16 protein-coding genes and 3 rRNA genes are annotated in these 19,547 nt (G+C 65.8%); 5 read left to right on the top strand and 14 right to left on the bottom strand.

The annotated features are described in order from the left end of the window. The first annotated feature begins 65 nt into the window (after positions 1-65). The gene (locus OG883_RS20000) at positions 66-1,412 is read left to right on the top strand and encodes a DUF1015 domain-containing protein (RefSeq protein ID WP_266542787.1); all 1,347 of its coding nucleotides are present in this window, start codon (positions 66-68) and stop codon (positions 1,410-1,412) included. 101 nt (positions 1,413-1,513) lie between these two features. Here the strand turns inward: OG883_RS20000 and OG883_RS20005 are convergent, their stop codons facing one another. From OG883_RS20005 to OG883_RS20030, 6 genes are all read right to left on the bottom strand, one after another. Next, the gene (locus tag OG883_RS20005) at positions 1,514-2,170 is read right to left on the bottom strand and encodes a tetratricopeptide repeat protein (RefSeq protein WP_266542788.1); all 657 of its coding nucleotides are present in this window, start codon (positions 2,168-2,170) and stop codon (positions 1,514-1,516) included. Then, a complete protein-coding gene (locus OG883_RS20010) occupies positions 2,155-3,228 on the bottom strand; it encodes a hypothetical protein (RefSeq protein ID WP_266542789.1) in 1,074 nt (357 codons plus the stop codon). Before OG883_RS20010 ends, OG883_RS20005 begins: the two co-directional genes overlap by 16 nt. 228 nt (positions 3,229-3,456) lie before the next feature. Beyond that, a 5S ribosomal RNA gene (gene rrf, locus OG883_RS20015) occupies positions 3,457-3,573 on the bottom strand. A 108-nt stretch (positions 3,574-3,681) separates the two neighbouring features. After that, positions 3,682-6,804 (bottom strand): 23S ribosomal RNA (locus tag OG883_RS20020). A gap of 302 nt (positions 6,805-7,106) precedes the next feature. After that, positions 7,107-8,632, bottom strand: a 16S ribosomal RNA gene (locus OG883_RS20025). Together the 16S, 23S and 5S rRNA genes form the textbook arrangement of a ribosomal RNA operon. Before the next feature lie 558 nt (positions 8,633-9,190). Further along, positions 9,191-9,832 (bottom strand): DNA-3-methyladenine glycosylase, encoded by a 642-nt coding sequence (locus tag OG883_RS20030; RefSeq protein ID WP_266542791.1) that lies wholly within the window; start codon positions 9,830-9,832, stop codon positions 9,191-9,193. Between the two features lie 74 nt (positions 9,833-9,906). Here OG883_RS20030 and OG883_RS20035 point away from each other — a divergent pair, with 74 nt between their 5' ends. After that, positions 9,907-10,689 (top strand): sporulation protein, encoded by a 783-nt coding sequence (locus OG883_RS20035; protein WP_266542793.1) that lies wholly within the window; start codon positions 9,907-9,909, stop codon positions 10,687-10,689. Between the two features lie 65 nt (positions 10,690-10,754). Here OG883_RS20035 and OG883_RS20040 read toward each other — a convergent pair whose 3' ends face one another. Then, positions 10,755-11,522 carry a transposase gene (locus tag OG883_RS20040; protein WP_266534967.1) on the bottom strand — a complete coding sequence of 256 codons (768 nt, stop codon included), beginning with the start codon at positions 11,520-11,522 and terminating at the stop codon, positions 10,755-10,757. 91 nt (positions 11,523-11,613) lie between these two features. Here OG883_RS20040 and OG883_RS20045 point away from each other — a divergent pair, with 91 nt between their 5' ends. Continuing rightward, on the top strand, positions 11,614-12,144 hold the full coding sequence (locus OG883_RS20045) for a YbhB/YbcL family Raf kinase inhibitor-like protein (RefSeq protein WP_266542795.1): 531 nt from the start codon (positions 11,614-11,616) through the stop codon (positions 12,142-12,144). A gap of 156 nt (positions 12,145-12,300) precedes the next feature. Beyond that, positions 12,301-12,810: an HNH endonuclease gene (locus OG883_RS20050; RefSeq protein WP_266542797.1), complete on the top strand. Its 510-nt coding sequence runs from the start codon at positions 12,301-12,303 to the stop codon at positions 12,808-12,810. Positions 12,811-12,864: 54 nt separating this feature from the next. Here OG883_RS20050 and OG883_RS20055 read toward each other — a convergent pair whose 3' ends face one another. The 4 genes from OG883_RS20055 to OG883_RS20070 all read right to left on the bottom strand — a co-directional run bounded on the left by OG883_RS20055 (position 12,865) and on the right by OG883_RS20070 (position 16,109). Beyond that, a complete protein-coding gene (locus OG883_RS20055; RefSeq protein ID WP_266542799.1) occupies positions 12,865-13,632 on the bottom strand; it encodes a sulfite exporter TauE/SafE family protein in 768 nt (255 codons plus the stop codon). Positions 13,633-13,718: 86 nt separating this feature from the next. Next, complete coding sequence (locus OG883_RS20060; protein ID WP_266542801.1) at positions 13,719-14,666, bottom strand: SPFH domain-containing protein; 948 nt, start codon at positions 14,664-14,666, stop codon at positions 13,719-13,721. A 110-nt stretch (positions 14,667-14,776) separates the two neighbouring features. Next, on the bottom strand, positions 14,777-15,205 hold the full coding sequence (locus OG883_RS20065; RefSeq protein WP_266542802.1) for an NfeD family protein: 429 nt from the start codon (positions 15,203-15,205) through the stop codon (positions 14,777-14,779). A 112-nt stretch (positions 15,206-15,317) separates the two neighbouring features. Then, positions 15,318-16,109, bottom strand: coding sequence for an ABC transporter ATP-binding protein (locus OG883_RS20070; protein ID WP_266542804.1), 792 nt, complete (start codon positions 16,107-16,109; stop codon positions 15,318-15,320). Positions 16,110-16,243: 134 nt separating this feature from the next. Between OG883_RS20070 and OG883_RS20075 the strand changes: the two genes are divergently transcribed. After that, the gene (locus OG883_RS20075) at positions 16,244-17,035 is read left to right on the top strand and encodes a hypothetical protein (RefSeq protein ID WP_266542805.1); all 792 of its coding nucleotides are present in this window, start codon (positions 16,244-16,246) and stop codon (positions 17,033-17,035) included. A gap of 247 nt (positions 17,036-17,282) precedes the next feature. Here the strand turns inward: OG883_RS20075 and OG883_RS20080 are convergent, their stop codons facing one another. From OG883_RS20080 to OG883_RS20090, 3 genes are all read right to left on the bottom strand, one after another. Further along, positions 17,283-17,528, bottom strand: coding sequence for a chaplin (locus OG883_RS20080; RefSeq protein ID WP_266542807.1), 246 nt, complete (start codon positions 17,526-17,528; stop codon positions 17,283-17,285). A 138-nt stretch (positions 17,529-17,666) separates the two neighbouring features. Continuing rightward, positions 17,667-18,311, bottom strand: coding sequence for a response regulator transcription factor (locus OG883_RS20085; protein WP_266542808.1), 645 nt, complete (start codon positions 18,309-18,311; stop codon positions 17,667-17,669). Next, entirely contained in the window at positions 18,304-19,452 is a 1,149-nt protein-coding gene (locus tag OG883_RS20090; protein ID WP_266542810.1) for a GAF domain-containing sensor histidine kinase, read from the bottom strand. The genes OG883_RS20085 and OG883_RS20090 overlap by 8 nt, the downstream gene beginning before the upstream one ends. Between the last annotated feature and the right edge of the window lie 95 nt (positions 19,453-19,547).

Raw genomic sequence — 19,547 nt, forward strand, 5'->3', positions numbered from 1 at the left:
CGCTCCTCGATCGGTGCCACTCCCCCGATCATCGCTCATCCGCCTACCCCACATACGATGCACAAATGAACACCGATGGTCCTGCGGCCAATGACGGTCTGCATCTGATCCCGTTCCGTGGACTGCGCTACGTCCCCGAGCGGGTGGGCAGTCTCGCCGCCGTGACCTCGCCGCCGTACGACGTTGTCGTCAGGCCCGACGGACTGCTCCACCTCGAGTCGGCGGACCCCCACAACATCGTCCGGCTGATCCTGCCGCAGGCAACCACTGCCGGCGCCCGCCACCAGCAGGCCGCCGAGACGCTCGACCGCTGGATCGCCGAGGGCATCCTGGCCCCGGACCCGGATCCCGCGCTCTATGTGTACGAGCAGCACAAGGGCGACATGCTGCAGCGCGGCATCATCGGAGCGCTCGCCCTGTCCGAACCGTCCGAGGGCGTTGTCCTGCCGCACGAGGACGTGATGCCGGACATCGTCGCGGACCGCGCGGCTCTGATGCGTACGACCGCCGCCAATCTGGAACCGCTGCTCCTCACTTACCGCAGCGCGGACAACAGCGACGGCAACGGTGCAGGTGCGGGTACTGGTGCGGGTACTGGTGCGACTCCTGGTGTCGGCGCCCACACCGGCGCGACCGCGGTCATCGAACGCACCATCCTGCGCTCCGCGCTCCTGGCCACCACGACAGAGGACGGCATCAGCCACCGGCTCTGGTCCGTCACCGACCCGGGCGACCTGGCCGAGATCCGGTCCGATCTGGCCGACCGCCAGGCTCTGATCGCCGACGGCCACCACCGCTGGGCGACCTATCTGCGGCTGCGCGCCGAACACCCCTCGGACGGCCCGTGGAGCTACGGCCTCGTCCTCCTGATCGACACGGCACGCTATCCGCTCCGCGTCCGCGCGATCCACCGTCTGCTGCATCGCCTCCCCGTCTCCGAAGCGCTCGCCGCGCTGAGGGGCTCCTTCCGCATCCAGCGCCTCGACGTCCCGATGCAGCAGGCGCTCGACGCACTCGCGGACGCGGCCGGCGAGGGAAACGCCTTCCTGCTCGCGGGCGACGGCGGGTTCCATCTCGTCGACCGCCCGGACCCGGATCTGCTGTCCCGTACGGTCCGCGACGACCGCCCGGAGGCCTGGCGCACGCTCGATGCCACGGTCCTCCACTCCACGCTCCTGGACCACATCTGGCGAATCCCGGACACCCCGGAGTACATCGCGTACATCCACGACACCGAGGCGGCGGTCACCCAGGCGGAACGCCACGACAGTACGGCGGTGCTGATGCATCCGGTACGGGAAGAGGTCGTGCGCGACCTCGCCCGCGAAGGTGTCACCATGCCGCGCAAGTCCACGTCGTTCGGCCCGAAACCGGCGACCGGCCTGGTCCTGAGAAGCCTGGATCTGGACTGACCCCGACTGCGGCGGCGGACCCCGGGCAGCGGATGGGGCAGCGGACATACGAAAGGGCGGCACCCGATGCGGGTGCCGCCCTTTCGTATACGTGCACTTACCTACTCGGCCTTGTCACCCTCGACGTCGTCGTCATCGGCCTCGGCAGCGGGGGCCGCCGACTCGTCGGCATCGCCGGAGTCGTCCTCGTCCATGGCGTCGACGAACTCCACGCCGTCCATCTCGGCAAGGCGGTCCGAGGCGTCGGTCGCCCCGTCCTTGTCGGCCTCGAGCGCCTTGGCGAACCACTCACGCGCCTCGTCCTCGCGCCCGGCGGCCAGCAGCGCATCGGCGTACGCGTAACGCAGCCGCGCGGTCCAGGGCTGTACGGAATTGGACGCCAGCTCGGGGCTCTGCAGGGTCACGATGGCGGCATCGATCTGCCCCATGTCCCTGCGCGCTCCGGCCGCGACCAGCCGCATCTCGACCTGGCCGGCCTTGTCGAGCTTCTGCACCTCGGCCTCACCGGCCATCGCCATCGCCCGCTCGGGCCGTCCGAGCCCGCGCTCGCAGTCCGCCATGACGGGCCACAGCTCGACGCTCCCGGTCATGCGCCGGGCCGCCCGGAACTCGGCCAGCGCCTCGGCGTACTTCTGCGTCGCGTACGCGGCGAAGCCGGCGGCCTCACGCACAGCGGCCACACGCGAGGCAAGCCGCAGCGCCACCTTGGAGTACGCGTATGCCTGCTCGGGGTCCTCGTCGATCAGGTTGGCAACCATGACGAGGTTCTTGGCGACGTCCTCGGCGAGCCCCTTCGGCAGGCTCTGAAGCTCCTGCCGTACATCCTTGTCGATCTCGTCGCCCGTGACGTCGTCGGGAATCGGCAGCCGCTTGATCGGCTCCCGGTCCCCGCGGTCACGGTCGTCACGTCGCCCGAAGCCACCGCGGTCGTCACGAGATCCGCGGTAGCCACCGCGGTCGTCACGGCGGTCGTCACGGCGGTCATCGCGCCGGTCGTCACGGCGTCCGTAGCCGCCACCGCCACCACTGGGGCGACCACCACGGTCATCGTCACGTCGCGGCCCGCTCGGACGGTCATCACGACGGTCGTCGCGACGGTCGTCGCGTCGGAAACCGCCGCCACTGCCACCGCCGGAACGGTCATCGCGCCGGAAACCGCCACGGTCGTCGTCACGACGCGGCCCGCTCGGACGGTCATCACGACGCCCGAAGTCACCGCCGCCGCTGGGGCGACCGCCACGGTCATCGTCACGTCGCGCCCCGCGGTACCCACCACGGTCGTCATCACGACGGGGGGCACGGTCATCGCGGGGGAACCCCGGACGATCATCGCGACGGTCGTCGCGCCGGAACCCGCCGCCACTGCCACCGCCGGAGCGGTCGTCACGCCGGAAACCGCCGCCACCGCCACCACTGGGACGGGAACCGTAGCCACCACCACCACTGGGGCGACCACCACGGTCATCATCACGACGCGGCCCGCTCGGACGGTCATCACGACGGTCGTCGCGCCGGAACCCGCCGCCACTGCCACCGCCGGAGCGGTCGTCACGCCGGAAACCGCCGCCACCGCCACCACTGGGACGGGACCCGTAGCCACCACCACCACTGGGGCGACCACCACGGTCATCATCACGACGCGGCCCGCTCGGACGGTCATCACGACGCCCATAACCGCCGCCAGTGCCGCCGCCTGAACGGTCGTCACGCCGGAAACCGCCGCCACCGCCACCACTGGGACGGGACCCGTAGCCACCACCACCGCTGGGGCGACCACCACGGTCATCATCACGACGCGGCCCACGATCGCGGTCACGGTCGTCACGGCCGCCGCGGAAGCCGCCCTTGTCGCCACCGTCCCTACGACGCGGCTCGCGCTCCGGACGATCGTCGGGAGAGTTGGGGGACATCGGCGTGACTCCTGTCTTCGGGTACTGCAGTCATTCTCGCGCAGCCGGCCATCGGACGCGCTTCGAAAAAATAGGCAAAACAAAAAGGACCCGTGGTCCAGCATGAACGCTGGACCACGGGTCCTTGAAAGATTGTTCGGCGGTGTCCTACTCTCCCACAGGGTCCCCCCTGCAGTACCATCGGCGCTGAAAGGCTTAGCTTCCGGGTTCGGAATGTAACCGGGCGTTTCCCTAACGCTATGACCACCGAAACCCTATCGGGCTCTAGCGAACAAGCACACTCTTCAATTAAGAGATGAAACTGTTCAACCGGTGCGACTGTTCGCAACCCGGGAACAACACAGTGGACGCGAGCAACTGAGGACAAGCCCTCGGCCTATTAGTACCAGTCAGCTTCACCGGTTGCCCGGCTTCCACATCTGGCCTATCAACCCAGTCGTCTACTGGGAGCCTTACCCTCTCTAGGAGGTGGGAGTCCTCATCTCGAAGCAGGCTTCCCGCTTAGATGCTTTCAGCGGTTATCCTTTCCGAACGTAGCCAACCAGCCATGCCCTTGGCAGGACAACTGGCACACCAGAGGTTCGTCCGTCCCGGTCCTCTCGTACTAGGGACAGCCCTTCTCAAGACTCCTGCGCGCGCAGCGGATAGGGACCGAACTGTCTCACGACGTTCTAAACCCAGCTCGCGTACCGCTTTAATGGGCGAACAGCCCAACCCTTGGGACCGACTCCAGCCCCAGGATGCGACGAGCCGACATCGAGGTGCCAAACCATCCCGTCGATATGGACTCTTGGGGAAGATCAGCCTGTTATCCCCGGGGTACCTTTTATCCGTTGAGCGACGGCGCTTCCACAAGCCACCGCCGGATCACTAGTCCCGACTTTCGTCCCTGCTCGACCCGTCGGTCTCACAGTCAAGCTCCCTTGTGCACTTACACTCAACACCTGATTGCCAACCAGGCTGAGGGAACCTTTGGGCGCCTCCGTTACTCTTTAGGAGGCAACCGCCCCAGTTAAACTACCCATCAGACACTGTCCCTGATCCGGATCACGGACCCAGGTTAGACATCCAGCACGACCAGAGTGGTATTTCAACGATGACTCCCCTGAACTGGCGTCCAGAGTTCACAGTCTCCCACCTATCCTACACAAGCCGAACCGAACACCAATATCAAACTGTAGTAAAGGTCCCGGGGTCTTTCCGTCCTGCTGCGCGAAACGAGCATCTTTACTCGTAGTGCAATTTCACCGGGCCTATGGTTGAGACAGTCGAGAAGTCGTTACGCCATTCGTGCAGGTCGGAACTTACCCGACAAGGAATTTCGCTACCTTAGGATGGTTATAGTTACCACCGCCGTTTACTGGCGCTTAAGTTCTCAGCTTCGCCACACCGAAATGTGACTAACCGGTCCCCTTAACGTTCCAGCACCGGGCAGGCGTCAGTCCGTATACATCGCCTTACGGCTTCGCACGGACCTGTGTTTTTAGTAAACAGTCGCTTCTCGCTGGTCTCTGCGGCCACCCCCAGCTCAAGGAGCAAGTCCTCTCACCAGTGATGGCCCCCCTTCTCCCGAAGTTACGGGGGCATTTTGCCGAGTTCCTTAACCATAGTTCACCCGAACGCCTCGGTATTCTCTACCTGACCACCTGAGTCGGTTTAGGGTACGGGCCGCCATGAAACTCGCTAGAGGCTTTTCTCGACAGCATAGGATCATCCACTTCACCACAATCGGCTCGGCATCAGGTCTCAGCCTTAATGTGTGACGGATTTGCCTATCACACGGCCTACACCCTTACCCCGGGACAACCACCGCCCGGGCTGGACTACCTTCCTGCGTCACCCCATCGCTTACCTACTACCACCTTGGACCGGCGGCTCCACCACTCCCCTTTGCCCGAAGGCTCCAGGGCGGCTTCACGGCCTTAGCATTAATGGGCTCGATATTGGGCGTTTCAAAGCGGGTACCGGAATATCAACCGGTTGTCCATCGACTACGCCTGTCGGCCTCGCCTTAGGTCCCGACTTACCCTGGGCAGATCAGCTTGACCCAGGAACCCTTAGTCAATCGGCGCACACGTTTCTCACGTGTGTATCGCTACTCATGCCTGCATTCTCACTCGTGAACCGTCCACAACTCGCTTCCGCGGCTGCTTCACCCGGCACACGACGCTCCCCTACCCATCCGTACTCCCGTTGGGGATATATGTACGAATGACACGACTTCGGCGGTACGCTTGAGCCCCGCTACATTGTCGGCGCGGAATCACTTGACCAGTGAGCTATTACGCACTCTTTCAAGGGTGGCTGCTTCTAAGCCAACCTCCTGGTTGTCTCTGCGACTCCACATCCTTTCCCACTTAGCGTACGCTTAGGGGCCTTAGTCGATGCTCTGGGCTGTTTCCCTCTCGACCATGGAGCTTATCCCCCACAGTCTCACTGCCGCGCTCTCACTTACCGGCATTCGGAGTTTGGCTAAGGTCAGTAACCCGGTAGGGCCCATCGCCTATCCAGTGCTCTACCTCCGGCAAGAAACACACGACGCTGCACCTAAATGCATTTCGGGGAGAACCAGCTATCACGGAGTTTGATTGGCCTTTCACCCCTAACCACAGGTCATCCCCCAGGTTTTCAACCCTGGTGGGTTCGGTCCTCCACGAAGTCTTACCTCCGCTTCAACCTGCCCATGGCTAGATCACTCCGCTTCGGGTCTTGAGCGCGCTACTGAATCGCCCTGTTCGGACTCGCTTTCGCTACGGCTTCCCCACACGGGTTAACCTCGCAACACACCGCAAACTCGCAGGCTCATTCTTCAAAAGGCACGCAGTCACGACTGTATGTGCAAGCACATACAGCGACGCTCCCACGGCTTGTAGGCACACGGTTTCAGGTACTATTTCACTCCGCTCCCGCGGTACTTTTCACCATTCCCTCACGGTACTATCCGCTATCGGTCACCAGGGAATATTTAGGCTTAACGGGTGGTCCCGCCAGATTCACACGGGATTTCTCGGGCCCCGTGCTACTTGGGTGTCGCACAAGCAAGCCGTTGATGTTTCAGCTACGGGGGTCTTACCCTCTACGCCGGACCTTTCGCATGTCCTTCGCCTACATCAACGGTTTCTGACTCGCCCAACAGCCGGCAGACTGTTGAAGTGCGATCCCACAACCCCGTATGCGCAACCCCTGCCGGGTATCACACGCATACGGTTTGGCCTCATCCGGTTTCGCTCGCCACTACTCCCGGAATCACGGTTGTTTTCTCTTCCTGAGGGTACTGAGATGTTTCACTTCCCCTCGTTCCCTCCACACTGCCTATGTGTTCAGCAGTGGGTGACAGCCCATGACGACTGCCGGGTTTCCCCATTCGGAAACCCCCGGATCAAAGCCTGGTTGACGGCTCCCCGGGGACTATCGTGGCCTCCCACGTCCTTCATCGGTTCCTGGTGCCAAGGCATCCACCGTGCGCCCTTAAAAACTTGGCCACAGATGCTCGCGTCCACTGTGCAGTTCTCAAGCAACGACCAGCCACCCACCACCCCACCCTCACGGGCGAGTTCACTGGGGCCGGCATCGCGAAGGTTCAGACCGTAGTCCGTACCCTCAGATACCCAACAGCGCGCCCGGCACGTTCGATCCAGATTCTGTGTTCCACGCCGAAGCAGTACTAACAGTCCCGAACCAATCGTGCCGAATAGTCAACGTTCCACCCATGAGCAACCAGCACCGGACATTCGCCGATGTACTGGCCCCTGGACCGGAAAACCGGCCTAGAAGTGCTCCTTAGAAAGGAGGTGATCCAGCCGCACCTTCCGGTACGGCTACCTTGTTACGACTTCGTCCCAATCGCCAGTCCCACCTTCGACAGCTCCCTCCCACAAGGGGTTGGGCCACCGGCTTCGGGTGTTACCGACTTTCGTGACGTGACGGGCGGTGTGTACAAGGCCCGGGAACGTATTCACCGCAGCAATGCTGATCTGCGATTACTAGCAACTCCGACTTCATGGGGTCGAGTTGCAGACCCCAATCCGAACTGAGACCGGCTTTTTGAGATTCGCTCCGCCTCGCGGCATCGCAGCTCATTGTACCGGCCATTGTAGCACGTGTGCAGCCCAAGACATAAGGGGCATGATGACTTGACGTCGTCCCCACCTTCCTCCGAGTTGACCCCGGCAGTCTCCTGTGAGTCCCCATCACCCCGAAGGGCATGCTGGCAACACAGAACAAGGGTTGCGCTCGTTGCGGGACTTAACCCAACATCTCACGACACGAGCTGACGACAGCCATGCACCACCTGTATACCGACCACAAGGGGGGCACCATCTCTGATGCTTTCCGGTATATGTCAAGCCTTGGTAAGGTTCTTCGCGTTGCGTCGAATTAAGCCACATGCTCCGCTGCTTGTGCGGGCCCCCGTCAATTCCTTTGAGTTTTAGCCTTGCGGCCGTACTCCCCAGGCGGGGAACTTAATGCGTTAGCTGCGGCACCGACGACGTGGAATGTCGCCAACACCTAGTTCCCAACGTTTACGGCGTGGACTACCAGGGTATCTAATCCTGTTCGCTCCCCACGCTTTCGCTCCTCAGCGTCAGTAATGGCCCAGAGATCCGCCTTCGCCACCGGTGTTCCTCCTGATATCTGCGCATTTCACCGCTACACCAGGAATTCCGATCTCCCCTACCACACTCTAGCTAGCCCGTATCGAATGCAGACCCGGGGTTAAGCCCCGGGCTTTCACATCCGACGTGACAAGCCGCCTACGAGCTCTTTACGCCCAATAATTCCGGACAACGCTTGCGCCCTACGTATTACCGCGGCTGCTGGCACGTAGTTAGCCGGCGCTTCTTCTGCAGGTACCGTCACTTTCGCTTCTTCCCTGCTGAAAGAGGTTTACAACCCGAAGGCCGTCATCCCTCACGCGGCGTCGCTGCATCAGGCTTTCGCCCATTGTGCAATATTCCCCACTGCTGCCTCCCGTAGGAGTCTGGGCCGTGTCTCAGTCCCAGTGTGGCCGGTCGCCCTCTCAGGCCGGCTACCCGTCGTCGCCTTGGTAGGCCATTACCCCACCAACAAGCTGATAGGCCGCGGGCTCATCCTTCACCGCCGGAGCTTTTAACCCTCTCCTATGCAGGAGTGGGTGTTATCCGGTATTAGACCCCGTTTCCAGGGCTTGTCCCAGAGTGAAGGGCAGATTGCCCACGTGTTACTCACCCGTTCGCCACTAATCCACCCCGAAGGGCTTCATCGTTCGACTTGCATGTGTTAAGCACGCCGCCAGCGTTCGTCCTGAGCCAGGATCAAACTCTCCATGAATGCTTTCCCGACTGCGTCCGATTAAAGACTGCGGGGCAACACCACAAGAGCGGAACGATCAGGTCGGAATATGACCGATCGTTCACAGCGTCCTCGCTGTGTTATTGCCTGCCCGCCGCATGGGCGTGCAGGACTTTCAAAGGAACCTCGAACCTGCCGAAGCAGGTCGGGGTATCAACATATCTGGCGTTGACTTTTGGCACGCTGTTGAGTTCTCAAGGAACGGACGCTTCCTTTGTACTCACCCTCTCGGGCTTTCCTCCGGGCGCTTCCCTTCGGTCTTGCGTTTCCGACTCTATCAGACTCTTTCGTGTCCGATTCCCCGTCGGAAGGGGGTTTCGCTTTCCGGTTCTTCGCTTTCGCGTTTCCCTTTCGGCGTTCACTACTTTAGCCGATTCCCCGGGCGACTCATAATCGAGTCAGTGGGCTTGAATTTCGGCATGCCGAAATCGCACCCGGTTGGGTTCGTTGCAAGTAGTGGATGGCCACTTCGGGATGCTGAACAGCAGGGCCCGTCTCAAGCGGCTCGGGCTACGTTAGGCGGCCCGCGAAGGCGAGTCAAGTTGTCCTGCGACGGGGTGCGTGAGCCCGGTAGGGACTGACCGTGGGGTCGCCGTCGATCCAGAATCGCCAGGGCTGGTGGGTACCGTCGCCGCCCACCCCCGTGCGGGGGCCACTGCGCACCTGGTCAGGGCCGGGTGCGGTGCCGCGCAGTAGCGACAGCGGGGTCTCAGGACCCGCGCAGAGATCGGTGCCGTTCAGCGCGCGGTCGACGTCGAGGGCCGTTGCCAGGCGGGCGGGGCCTTTGGCCAGTTCCCTCTCATAGCGGGCCGAGATCCGACGATTACGCGCGAGATCAGCGCCTACTCGGATCTCGCCGGCGCGCAGCAGGATCCCGCTCGCCCTGCCCTCCGGGCCGCACACCACATTCAGGCAGTGCCACATGCCGTAGGTGAAGTAGACGTACGCATGACCTGGCGGGCCGAACATCACGGCATTGCGCGCGGTGCGGCCGCGGTAGGCGTGGGAGCCGGGGTCGAGGTCGCCCGCGTACGCCTCCACCTCCGTGAGGCGAAGCTCGATGGGGCCGTCGTCGGTGAGACGTGCCAGGGTGCAGCCGAGAAGCTCGGGGGCGACCTCCAGTACAGGGCGGTCGAAGAAGTCCCGGGGCAGCGGCGTACGGTCGGGGCTCTCGATCATGGCGTACGAGAGTAGCGGGGAACCGACTACGGTCGTCGCGCGTATGTAGAGGTCAGGACCAATAAGGAGTGGACATGGGCTTCAAGAAGCTGCTCGCGAGCCTGGGCGCCGGTGGCGCGTCCGTCGAGACAGTGCTTACCGAGGAAAACGTCGTACCGGGCGGTGTCGTCCAGGGCGAGGTGCGTATCCAGGGTGGCTCGGTGGATCAGCAGATCGAGGGGCTCTCCGTCGGTCTGCAGGCACGCGTCGAGGTCGAGGGCGGTGACCAGGAGGTCAAGCAGGACATCGAGTTCACCAAGCAGCGGCTCGGCGGCGCGTTCGAGGTGAAGGCCGGGGCGGTGCACGTGGTGCCGTTCGGGCTCGACATTCCGTGGGAGACCCCGGTCACGAGCATCGCCGGGCAGCAGCTGCGCGGGATGAACATCGGTGTGACGACAGAGCTGGAGATCGCGCGGGCCGTGGACTCGGGCGACCTGGACCCGATCAATGTGCACCCGCTGCCGTCGCAGCAGGCGATCCTGGACGCCTTCATCCAGCTGGGCTTCCGCTTCAAGAGCGCGGACATGGAGCGCGGCCACATCCGTGGGACGCGGCAGAAGCTGCCGTTCTACCAGGAGATCGAGTTCCTGCCGCCGCAGCAGTACCGCGGGCTGAACCAGGTCGAGCTGACCTTCGTCGCGGACGACCGCGAGATGGACGTCATCCTCGAGATGGACAAGAAGCCGGGTCTGTTCAGCGAGAGCAGCGACTCGTACAAGGCCTTCAAGGTGGGGCACCACGATTTCCAGTCGACCGACTGGGCGGCGTACCTCAACCAGTGGCTCGCCGATGTCGGCGGGCGTCGTAACTGGCTCTAAGGCTTGTCCCGTAAATGATCTTGGGTGGGGTGCGGGCGTGGCTGGTGGCCGGTCCGGCCGCCCGCCTATCCGGCGAGGTTGAGGTTGTGGAGGCGGGCGATTCCGAGCATGGCGTGGTGGACGCCATCGCCCTTGAGGCGGCAGTCGCGGAGGATCTTCCAGGTCTTCATGCGGGCAAAAACGTGCTCCACGCGGGCGCGAACCTGTTTGTGGGACTTGTTGTGGGCCTGCTTCCAGTCAGGCAGTTCTTCACCTTTGCGCCGACGGTGTGGCATGACGAGTCCGGTGCCCGGATAGCCGCCGTCGGCGATCGTCATGGCCTTGCCGACGGCGGCCTTCGCGCCGGACTCCTCCCACGCCCTGCAGTCGTTGCGGTTGCCGGGCAAGGGCCGGCCGACCACGACGACCAGGCGGGTATCGGCGTCGATGACGACCTGGTGGTTCGTGGAGTACCGGTAGTTCTTGGACTGCTCGGCGATGCTGTGGTCGCGGGTGGGCACCAGGGTGCCGTCCACGATGAGCACGGTGTCCTTGCGGAACCGTTTGCGGGGCTGGAGCGCCAGCGACGGGCCGAGGTGGTCGATGATGCGGTCCGCCGCGGACTTCGATACACCGAAGAGCGGAGCGAGTTGGCGCATTGTCAGGTTCGTGCGCCAGTAGGCCGCGACGAGCAGAACCCGGTCCTCCAGCGGAAGTCCCCACGGGCGGCCCTTACGGACCGGATCTGCACCTTCGCGGCGCAGTGCGGTCACCAACCTGCCGAAGGAACGCGGGCTCAGCCCGGTGAACGGGGCTATCCAGGACGGCTCCGACGCCGTGATCACACCAGACACCCGAAGATCATCTCACCCGTGACCAGCAGTTACGGGACAAGTCTTAGGCTCGGATGCGGTAGGCAGGACAGCCGAATTCGGAGGTTCAGACGTGACCGAGCCCAAGAGGGCGCCCCTTCCGCACGACTTTCATCCTGCGGTGCCGTCGTTCACGGTGGCCAGTGATGACATCGCGCCGGGGTCGGTGCTGAAGGACGCCCAGGTCCACGCGGCAGGCAACACCTCGCCGCAGCTGCGGTGGGAAGGGTTCCCGGCGGAGACCAAGAGCTTCGCCGTGACCTGCTTCGATCCGGACGCGCCGACAGGCAGCGGTTTCTGGCACTGGGTGCTCTTCGACATCCCGGCGTCGGTCACCGAGCTGCCGGCCGGTGCGGGCAGCGGGAAGTTCGAGGGGCTGCCCGAGGGTGCCGTTCAGGCCCGCAACGACTACGGGTCGAAGGACTTCGGCGGCGCTGCTCCCCCGGCCGGTGAGAACCACCGCTACGTGTTCACCGTGTACGCGGTGGACAGCGAGAAGCTCGGCCCCGACGCGGACGCCTCGCCCGCGGCGGTGGGCTTCCATCTCCGGTTCCACGCGCTCGCCCGTGCGCATCTGATCGGTGAGTACGAGACTCCCGCCTAGAGCTCACCGTTCGTTTGTTGTTTGCCCTGCCCTGGTCTTGGAGAGACCAGGGCAGGGCATCTTTTATTGCGTTGTCCATCTCGGCGCGCCCGGCCACAGTTGATCCAAGCCCAAGGCCCGCCACGGGGCTGGGCCGGCGAACGGGAGGTGGGCGAGATGCGTGACACGCTGGTTCTGAATGCGAGCTTCGAGCCGCTGTCGACAGTGACACTCAACCGTGCGGTGGTGCTTGTCCTGCAGGACAAGGCCGTCGTGGAGCAGGCCCATCCCGGACTCCGTATGCGTGGCGTCGCGGTCGATCTCCCGGTGCCGCGGGTGATCAGGCTCTGCCGCTACGTCCGGGTGCCGTTCCGAAGACAGGCACCGTGGTCGAGGCGGGGTGTGCTGATACGGGACCAGCACCGGTGCGCGTACTGCGGAAAGCGCGCCACGACCGTGGACCACGTGGTGCCGCGGTCGCACGGGGGTGCGGACAGCTGGCTGAACACGGTCGCGTCGTGCGCCGAGGACAATCACCGCAAAGCTGACCGTACGCCGGACCAGGCGGGGATGCCGCTGCTGCGCGAGCCGTTCATACCGTCGCCGGCCGACGCGATGCTGCTCGGGATGCGGGCCGGTGAGCGGACGGCGCTGCCTCAGTGGCTGGCCGCGCAGCCTGCCGCGTAGCCCACTGGTCTGTGGGTGAGAGCCCGCCTTCGCCGGAAGGCGGGCTTTCGTGCGTCAGCGCAGCAGCAGCTGGACGATGGCCGCGGTGCCGACCACCACGATCAGCGCGCGCAGCGCCGTCGGCGGGAGCCGGCGGCCGACCTTGGCGCCGAGCTGGCCGCCGATGGCGGAGCCGACCGCGATCAGCAGGACGGCCGTCCAGTCGAAGTCCGCGACGAAGAGGAAGAAGAGCGCGGCGATGCTGTTGACCACGGCGGCGAGTATGTTCTTGACGCCGTTGAGGCGCTGCAGGCTCTCATCGAGCAGCATGCCCATCAGGGAGAGGTAGATGATCCCCTGGGCGGCGGTGAAGTATCCGCCGTAGACGCTGGCGAGCAGCAGCCCGGTGAACAGGAGCGGGCCGCCGTCGGGGTGGGCACGGGTCCCCTTGCGGTCGCGGTGGCGCTGGACAGCCTTGGTGATGCGCGGCTGGAGGATCACCAGGACGAGCGCGAGTGCGACCAGTACGGGAACGATCGTCTCGAAGGCGGTCGACGGCAGCATCAGGAGCAGTACCGCTCCGCTGATGCCGCCGATCGCGGCGGCGATACTCAGGCGCAGCACGCGGCTGCGCTGGCCCGTGAGCTCGGCGCGGTATCCGATGGCGCCGCTGATCGAGCCGGGGATCAGGCCGAGGGCGTTGGAGACGGTGGCAGTGACCGGCGGGAGACCGGTGGCGAGCAGCACGGGGAAGGTGATCAGCGTTCCCGAGCCGACGATGGTGTTGATGGTTCCGGCGCTGATGCCCGCGGCAAAAATGGCAAGCGCTTCCCAGATGGACAAAGCCATCTCCTCACATGATCAGCGTGTCGCCTCCCCGCCGTAAAGGTCGAGGGGCCACAGCTGATCATGCACGAGAGGCCGTCCCGTCAGTCAATGGGGGGTTGTTCGCGGCGTTCCGTGCCGCCGCCGCCCTTGTTGGAGCCGCCGCCCATGCCGCCCATCGGGCCCAAGTTGCCCATGGCTCCACTGAGCCCCTTGAGCGCGTCACCGATCTCGCTGGGCACGATCCAGAGCTTGTTGGCGTCGCCCTCGGCGATCTTCGGGAGCATCTGGAGGTACTGGTAGGCGAGAAGCTTCTCGTCGGCGTCTCCGGCGTGGATGGACTCGAAGACCGTACGGATGGCCTGGGCCTCGCCCTCGGCGCGCAGGGCGGCCGCCTTGGCCTCACCTTCGGCGCGCAGGATCGCGGACTGCTTCTCACCTTCGGCGGTGAGGATCTGCGACTGGCGGATACCTTCGGCGGTGAGGATCGCGGCGCGCTTGTCACGGTCGGCGCGCATCTGCTTCTCCATCGAGTCCTGGATGGAGGTGGGCGGCTCGATCGCCTTGAGCTCGACGCGGTTGACGCGGATGCCCCACTTGCCGGTGGCCTCGTCGAGGACGCCGCGCAGGGCCGCGTTGATCTCCTCGCGGGAGGTCAGGGTCCGCTCCAGGTCCATGCCACCGATGATGTTGCGAAGGGTGGTGACGGTCAGCTGCTCGATCGCCTGGATGTAGCTGGCGACTTCGTACGTCGCGGCGCGGGCGTCGGTCACCTGGTAGTAGATGACGGTGTCGATATTGACCACCAGGTTGTCCTGGGTGATCACCGGCTGGGGCGGGAAGGGGACGACCTGTTCGCGCAGGTCGATGCGGTTTCGGATCGAGTCGATGAACGGGACGACGATGTTCAGGCCCGCGTTGAGGGTGCGGGTGTAGCGCCCGAAGCGTTCGACGATGGCGGCGCTGGCCTGTGGGATGACCTGGATCGTCTTGATCAGGGCGATGAAGACCAGCACCACCAGAATGATCAGGACGATGATGATCGGTTGCATCGCGTTCCCTGTGCCCTTCGCTGCCGGATGATTCTGATGATCGAGTTTCCCAGAACACGGGCTGGAGTGTGGGGCGTTCGGCCTGGTTGTCTCACTGTCGTCCTGTCGTCTCACATGACGACGGCGGTGGCTCCGTCGATCTCGACGACGTCGACCTGCTGGCCGGCCTCGTAGGACATGGTGGCGTCGAGAGAGCGCGCGGACCAGACCTCGCCGGCCAGCTTGATCCGGCCACCACTGCCGTCGACCCGTTCCAGGACGACGGCCTGACGGCCTTTCAGCGCATCGACCCCACTGGCGAATTGGGGACGTTGGGAGCGGTGTCGGGTCGCGATGGGACGTACGACCGCGATGAGTGCGACGGAAATCGTGGCGAAGACGAGCACTTGGGCCACCGTGCCGCCGTCCAGTGCGGCAACGACGGCCGCGGCCACCGCTCCGGCGGACAGCATTCCGAACTCGGGCATCGCGGTCAGGACGAGCGGAATGCCCAGCCCGACCGCGCCGATCAGCCACCACACCCATGCGTCGATGTCCACGTGGTCATGGTAGGTCCGCCGGTCGTGGTCCGGACAGGGTCGAGATCAGGTCAAACCGGCACTGTCTGTCGACAGTCCGTCGGCTGTCGGTGAACTGCCTGTCGACAGTCGGTCAGCCGAGCGGGAGGCCCTGCGCGGTCCAGCGCTCGCCGCTGCGCTCGACGACCAGCGGGAGGCCGAAGCAGAGCGAGAGGTTGCGGGAGGTCAGCTCGGTCTCCATGGGGCCGGCGGCCAGCACCTTGCCCTGACGGATCATGAGCACGTGGGTGAAGCCCGGGGCGATCTCCTCGACATGGTGCGTGACCATGATCATGGAGGGGGCGTACGGGTCGCGGGCGAGACGGCCGAGGCGGCGGACCAGGTCCTCGCGGCCGCCGAGGTCGAGACCGGCGGCCGGCTCGTCGAGGAGCAGCAGCTCGGGGTCGGTCATCATCGCGCGGGCGATCAGGGTGCGCTTGCGCTCGCCCTCGGAGAGCGTGCCGAACCTGCGGTCCAGGTAGTCGGTCATGCCAAGGCGGTCGAGAAAGGCGCGGGCGCGCTCCTCGTCGACGGCGTCGTAGTCCTCGTGCCAGGTGGCGGTCATGCCGTACGCGGCGGTGAGCACCGTCTCGAGCACGGTCTGGCGCTTGGGGAGCTTGTCGGCCATGGCGACGCCGGCCATGCCGATGCGGGGGCGCAGCTCGAACACGTCGACGCCGCCGAGGCGCTCGCCCAGGATGTTCGCCGTGCCGGTGGTCGGGAAGAGGTAGCTGGACGCGATGTTGAGGAGGGTGGTCTTGCCTGCGCCGTTGGGGCCGAGGATGACCCAGCGCTCGCCCTCCTTGACCGACCAGGAGACGTCGTCCACCAGAGCGCGTCCGTCGCGGACCACGGATACGTCCACCAGCTCCAGTACATCGCTCATGAGCGCGTTGTCTCCCCATGCAATCGTCTTGAGGTATTGGGTGTGTTTGTGCACCTGTGGGCACAGCTCCCAGGGAAAACCTACGCCACCGGCCGGGTGACCCGGCCCCCCGGTCCGATCCTTAGGCTGGGTCCATGCTTTCCGAACCACGCTCAGGACGGTTGGCCGCATGGGGAAATGCCCTGTTGGCCGGATTTGTATCGCCGGATGACGCGGCGCTCGCCATTGTCGGCGGCGACGCGGTGCACCGGGTGGAGGGGTTGCCGGGCGAGGCGGGCCCGGTCGGGCTCACGCTGGCGCTGGGGCGGCTGCGGACGCTCGGGGTGACCGGGTACCGGGTCGCGCTGCCGGCGCCGGGCCACCCGCTGGGGCTCAGCGGGCCACCGGAGTTCAACGCGCGCGCCCTCGATGCGGAGGAGGCCGTCGTCGCCTCCGGGGCCGCGTACGGGCTGGTGCCGGAGGTCTACGAGGCCGGACCGGCCGGGGACGTACATGTGGAGGTCGTCTGGCACTGCCTGCCGGTGCGGGAGGGGCCGCCCGCGGATGTGCCGTCGCTCGGTGAGGCGGAGCGGGAGCTCGCGGAGGCGCTGCGGGACGCCACGGCGGCGCTGACGCGACTGGATGTGGCGGCGTCGGGGCCGGTGGCCGAGGCGGCGGTGGACGCGTACCGGGCCCGTGCGGACCGGGGCGCCGGCGAGACGCTCGCCCCCGGGTATCCGCCGCGTGCGGTACGGGTGTTGGAGCTGGCGCAGCGGATCGGGCTGCTGATCTCGGTGGCGTACGAGAACGGGCACGGCGGAGCGGTGAGCGCCTCGGAGATGGCGGCGAGGGGCGAAGCGCTGCGGCCGGTGGAGCGGGTGGCCAGGCGCGCGCAGGTGGCCGCGTACAACGCGTACGTGGAGGAACGCGAGCGCGGGGCGGGCTGAGGGGTGCGGCTGGCCGGGCGCGGTCGTGGGGGCCCGTGCACGGGCGGGTGCGGCGGGCGCGGGCGCCGGTACGGGCACCGGGCCGGCGGGTGCGGGTGCGGGTGCGGCACCGAGCTGGTCCCGCGGCAGCATGCCCCCGCCCAGAGCGGACCCGCGGGCAGCAGGGCCCCTGGCAGGGTGCGGGAGGAACCGGGCCCGGCCCCCAGGCTCGAGCCTGGGGGCCGGGGTCACTGCCCGTGGGAACCGGTCAGCCGTTGATGCCGTCGTTCCCGAAGGTCGGGTTGAGGGCGCCGATCACGTTGGCGGTGTTGCCGACGGCGTTCACCGGGACGTGGACCGGGGCCTGAACCAGGTTGCCGGAAACAATTCCCGGGGAGTGGACAGCATTGCCATCGGCGTGCGCACCAGTGGTGGCGGACGCGACACCGGCACCGGCGGCAACAAGGCTGCCGGCGACCATGGTGAGGGCAGCGGCCTTCTTCAGGTTCTTCACTTCGAGATCCTCCTGAGCATTCGCTGCGGCCAGCCGCCGCAGCACGCCATGGAGAACGGCCCTGAGTCGATCAGGATGCGCCAGACGAGTGAGATGCACCCGACAGTATGAATCTCAGATCGGAACGAGACGGTCCGGTTACCCTGCCAGACCGTGCCTGACGGCCCACAGCGCAGCCTGGGTGCGGTCCGACAGGTCCAGCTTCATCAGAATGTTCGAGACATGCGTCTTGACGGTCTTCTCGGACAGAACCAGTGCCCGCGCGATCTCCCGGTTGGACCGGCCGTCGGCGATCAGGCCCAGCACCTCCCGTTCGCGCTCGGTGAGCGTGCTGCCGCGGCCCGTACCGCTGCCCGGGTCGTCCTGGGAGAGCAGAGCACCCGCGACCTCCGGCTGGAGCAGGACATGGCCTGCGTACACCGAACGGATGGCGCCGGCCAGCGCGTCCGGGTCGACGTCCTTGTAGACGTACCCCGAGGCGCCGGCCCGCAGCGCGGGGACGACGGTGCGCTGTTCGGTGAAGCTGGTGACGATCAACACCTTGGCGGGGTTGCCCAGTTCGCGGAGTTTGCGCAGTGCGTCGATGCCGTCCATGCCGGGCATCTTGACGTCCATCAGGACGACATCGGGCTTCAGCTCCTCGGCGCGTGCCACGCCTTCGGCGCCGTCTCCCGCCTCGCCGACGACCTCTATGTCGTCCTGGATCTCCAGGAACGTACGCAGTCCGCGGCGGACCACCTGGTGGTCGTCGACCAGCAGTACGCGGATCGTCCTGTCAGCCACCGGGGACCTCCATCTCGATCGTGGTGCCTTTGCCCGGTGCCGATTCCACCGTGAGTCTGCCACCGACCCCGTTCGTGCGGTCGCGCATCGAGACCAGCCCCAGATGGCGGCCGGCCCGGCGGACCGTACGCGGCTCGAATCCCTTGCCGTTGTCGGTGATGCTGAGGGCGGCGCCCTGGCCGCGACGGACCAGGACCACATCGACCTCGTCCGCCCCGGAGTGCCGCAGTGCGTTGTGCAGGGCCTCCTGGGCCACCCGGAGCACGGCCTCCTCCTGGGAGGCGGGCAGGGCGCGGACGCCGGAGCTGTCGAAGGTGACCCTGGCCGTGCGCGACGCACGGTCCAGGACCTGGATGTGCGTACGGAGCGTGTTGACGAGGCCGTCCTCGTCGAGGGCGGCGGGGCGCAACTCGACCACGGCGGCGCGCAGTTCGTCCGCGGCTTCGGCGGCGAGCGCGGCGACCTGTTGCAGTTCGCCCTTGGCACGGGCCGGGTCGCGGTCCACCAGGGCGGCCGCGGCCTGGGCGGTGAGGCGGAGCGAGAAGAGCTTCTGGCTCACCGCGTCGTGCAGTTCGTGCGCGAGGCGGGAACGCTCCTCGGTGATGGTGAGCTCGCGGCTGCGCTCGTACAGCCGGGCGTTGGTGAGGGCTATCGCGGCGTGCTGGGCGAGAATGGCGAGCAGTTCCTCGTCCTCGGCGGTGAAGCCGCAACCGCCTTCCGGCTTCGGGCATCTCTTGTTGGCGAGGAAGAGCGCGCCGATGATCTCGTCGCCGTCCTTGATGGGCAGGCCGAGGAAGTCGGACATGTCGGGGTGGGCCGAGGGCCAGCCCTCGAAGCGGGGGTCCTTGCGCACGTCCGGGAGCCGCTCGGGCTTCGCGTCGTGGAGCATCGCGGCGAGGATGCCGTGCTGGCGCGGGAGCGGGCCGATCGCCTTCCACTGGGCGTCACTCACGCCGTCGACCACGAACTGGGCGAAGCCGCCGTGGTCGTCGGGCACGCCCAGCGCCGCGTATTCGGCGTCGAGAAGGTCGCGCGCCGAGGCGACGATCGTCTTCAGCACGTCGCGCACCTCGAGATGCCTGCTCATGGCGAGGAGGGCGGTGCTCACGGCGGCGAGGCCGGAGCTCGGTCGGTGACTCATGAACTCACCGTACCGGCGGGGTGTGACAGTCCGTATCGGGCCGGGGACTGCTCCCCGGTACGGCTGAGGACGTAGGTCGAAATCCCCTGGCGGTG

It is taken from the genome of Streptomyces sp. NBC_01142 (genome assembly GCF_026341125.1).
Taxonomy (GTDB): Bacteria; Actinomycetota; Actinomycetes; order Streptomycetales; family Streptomycetaceae; genus Streptomyces.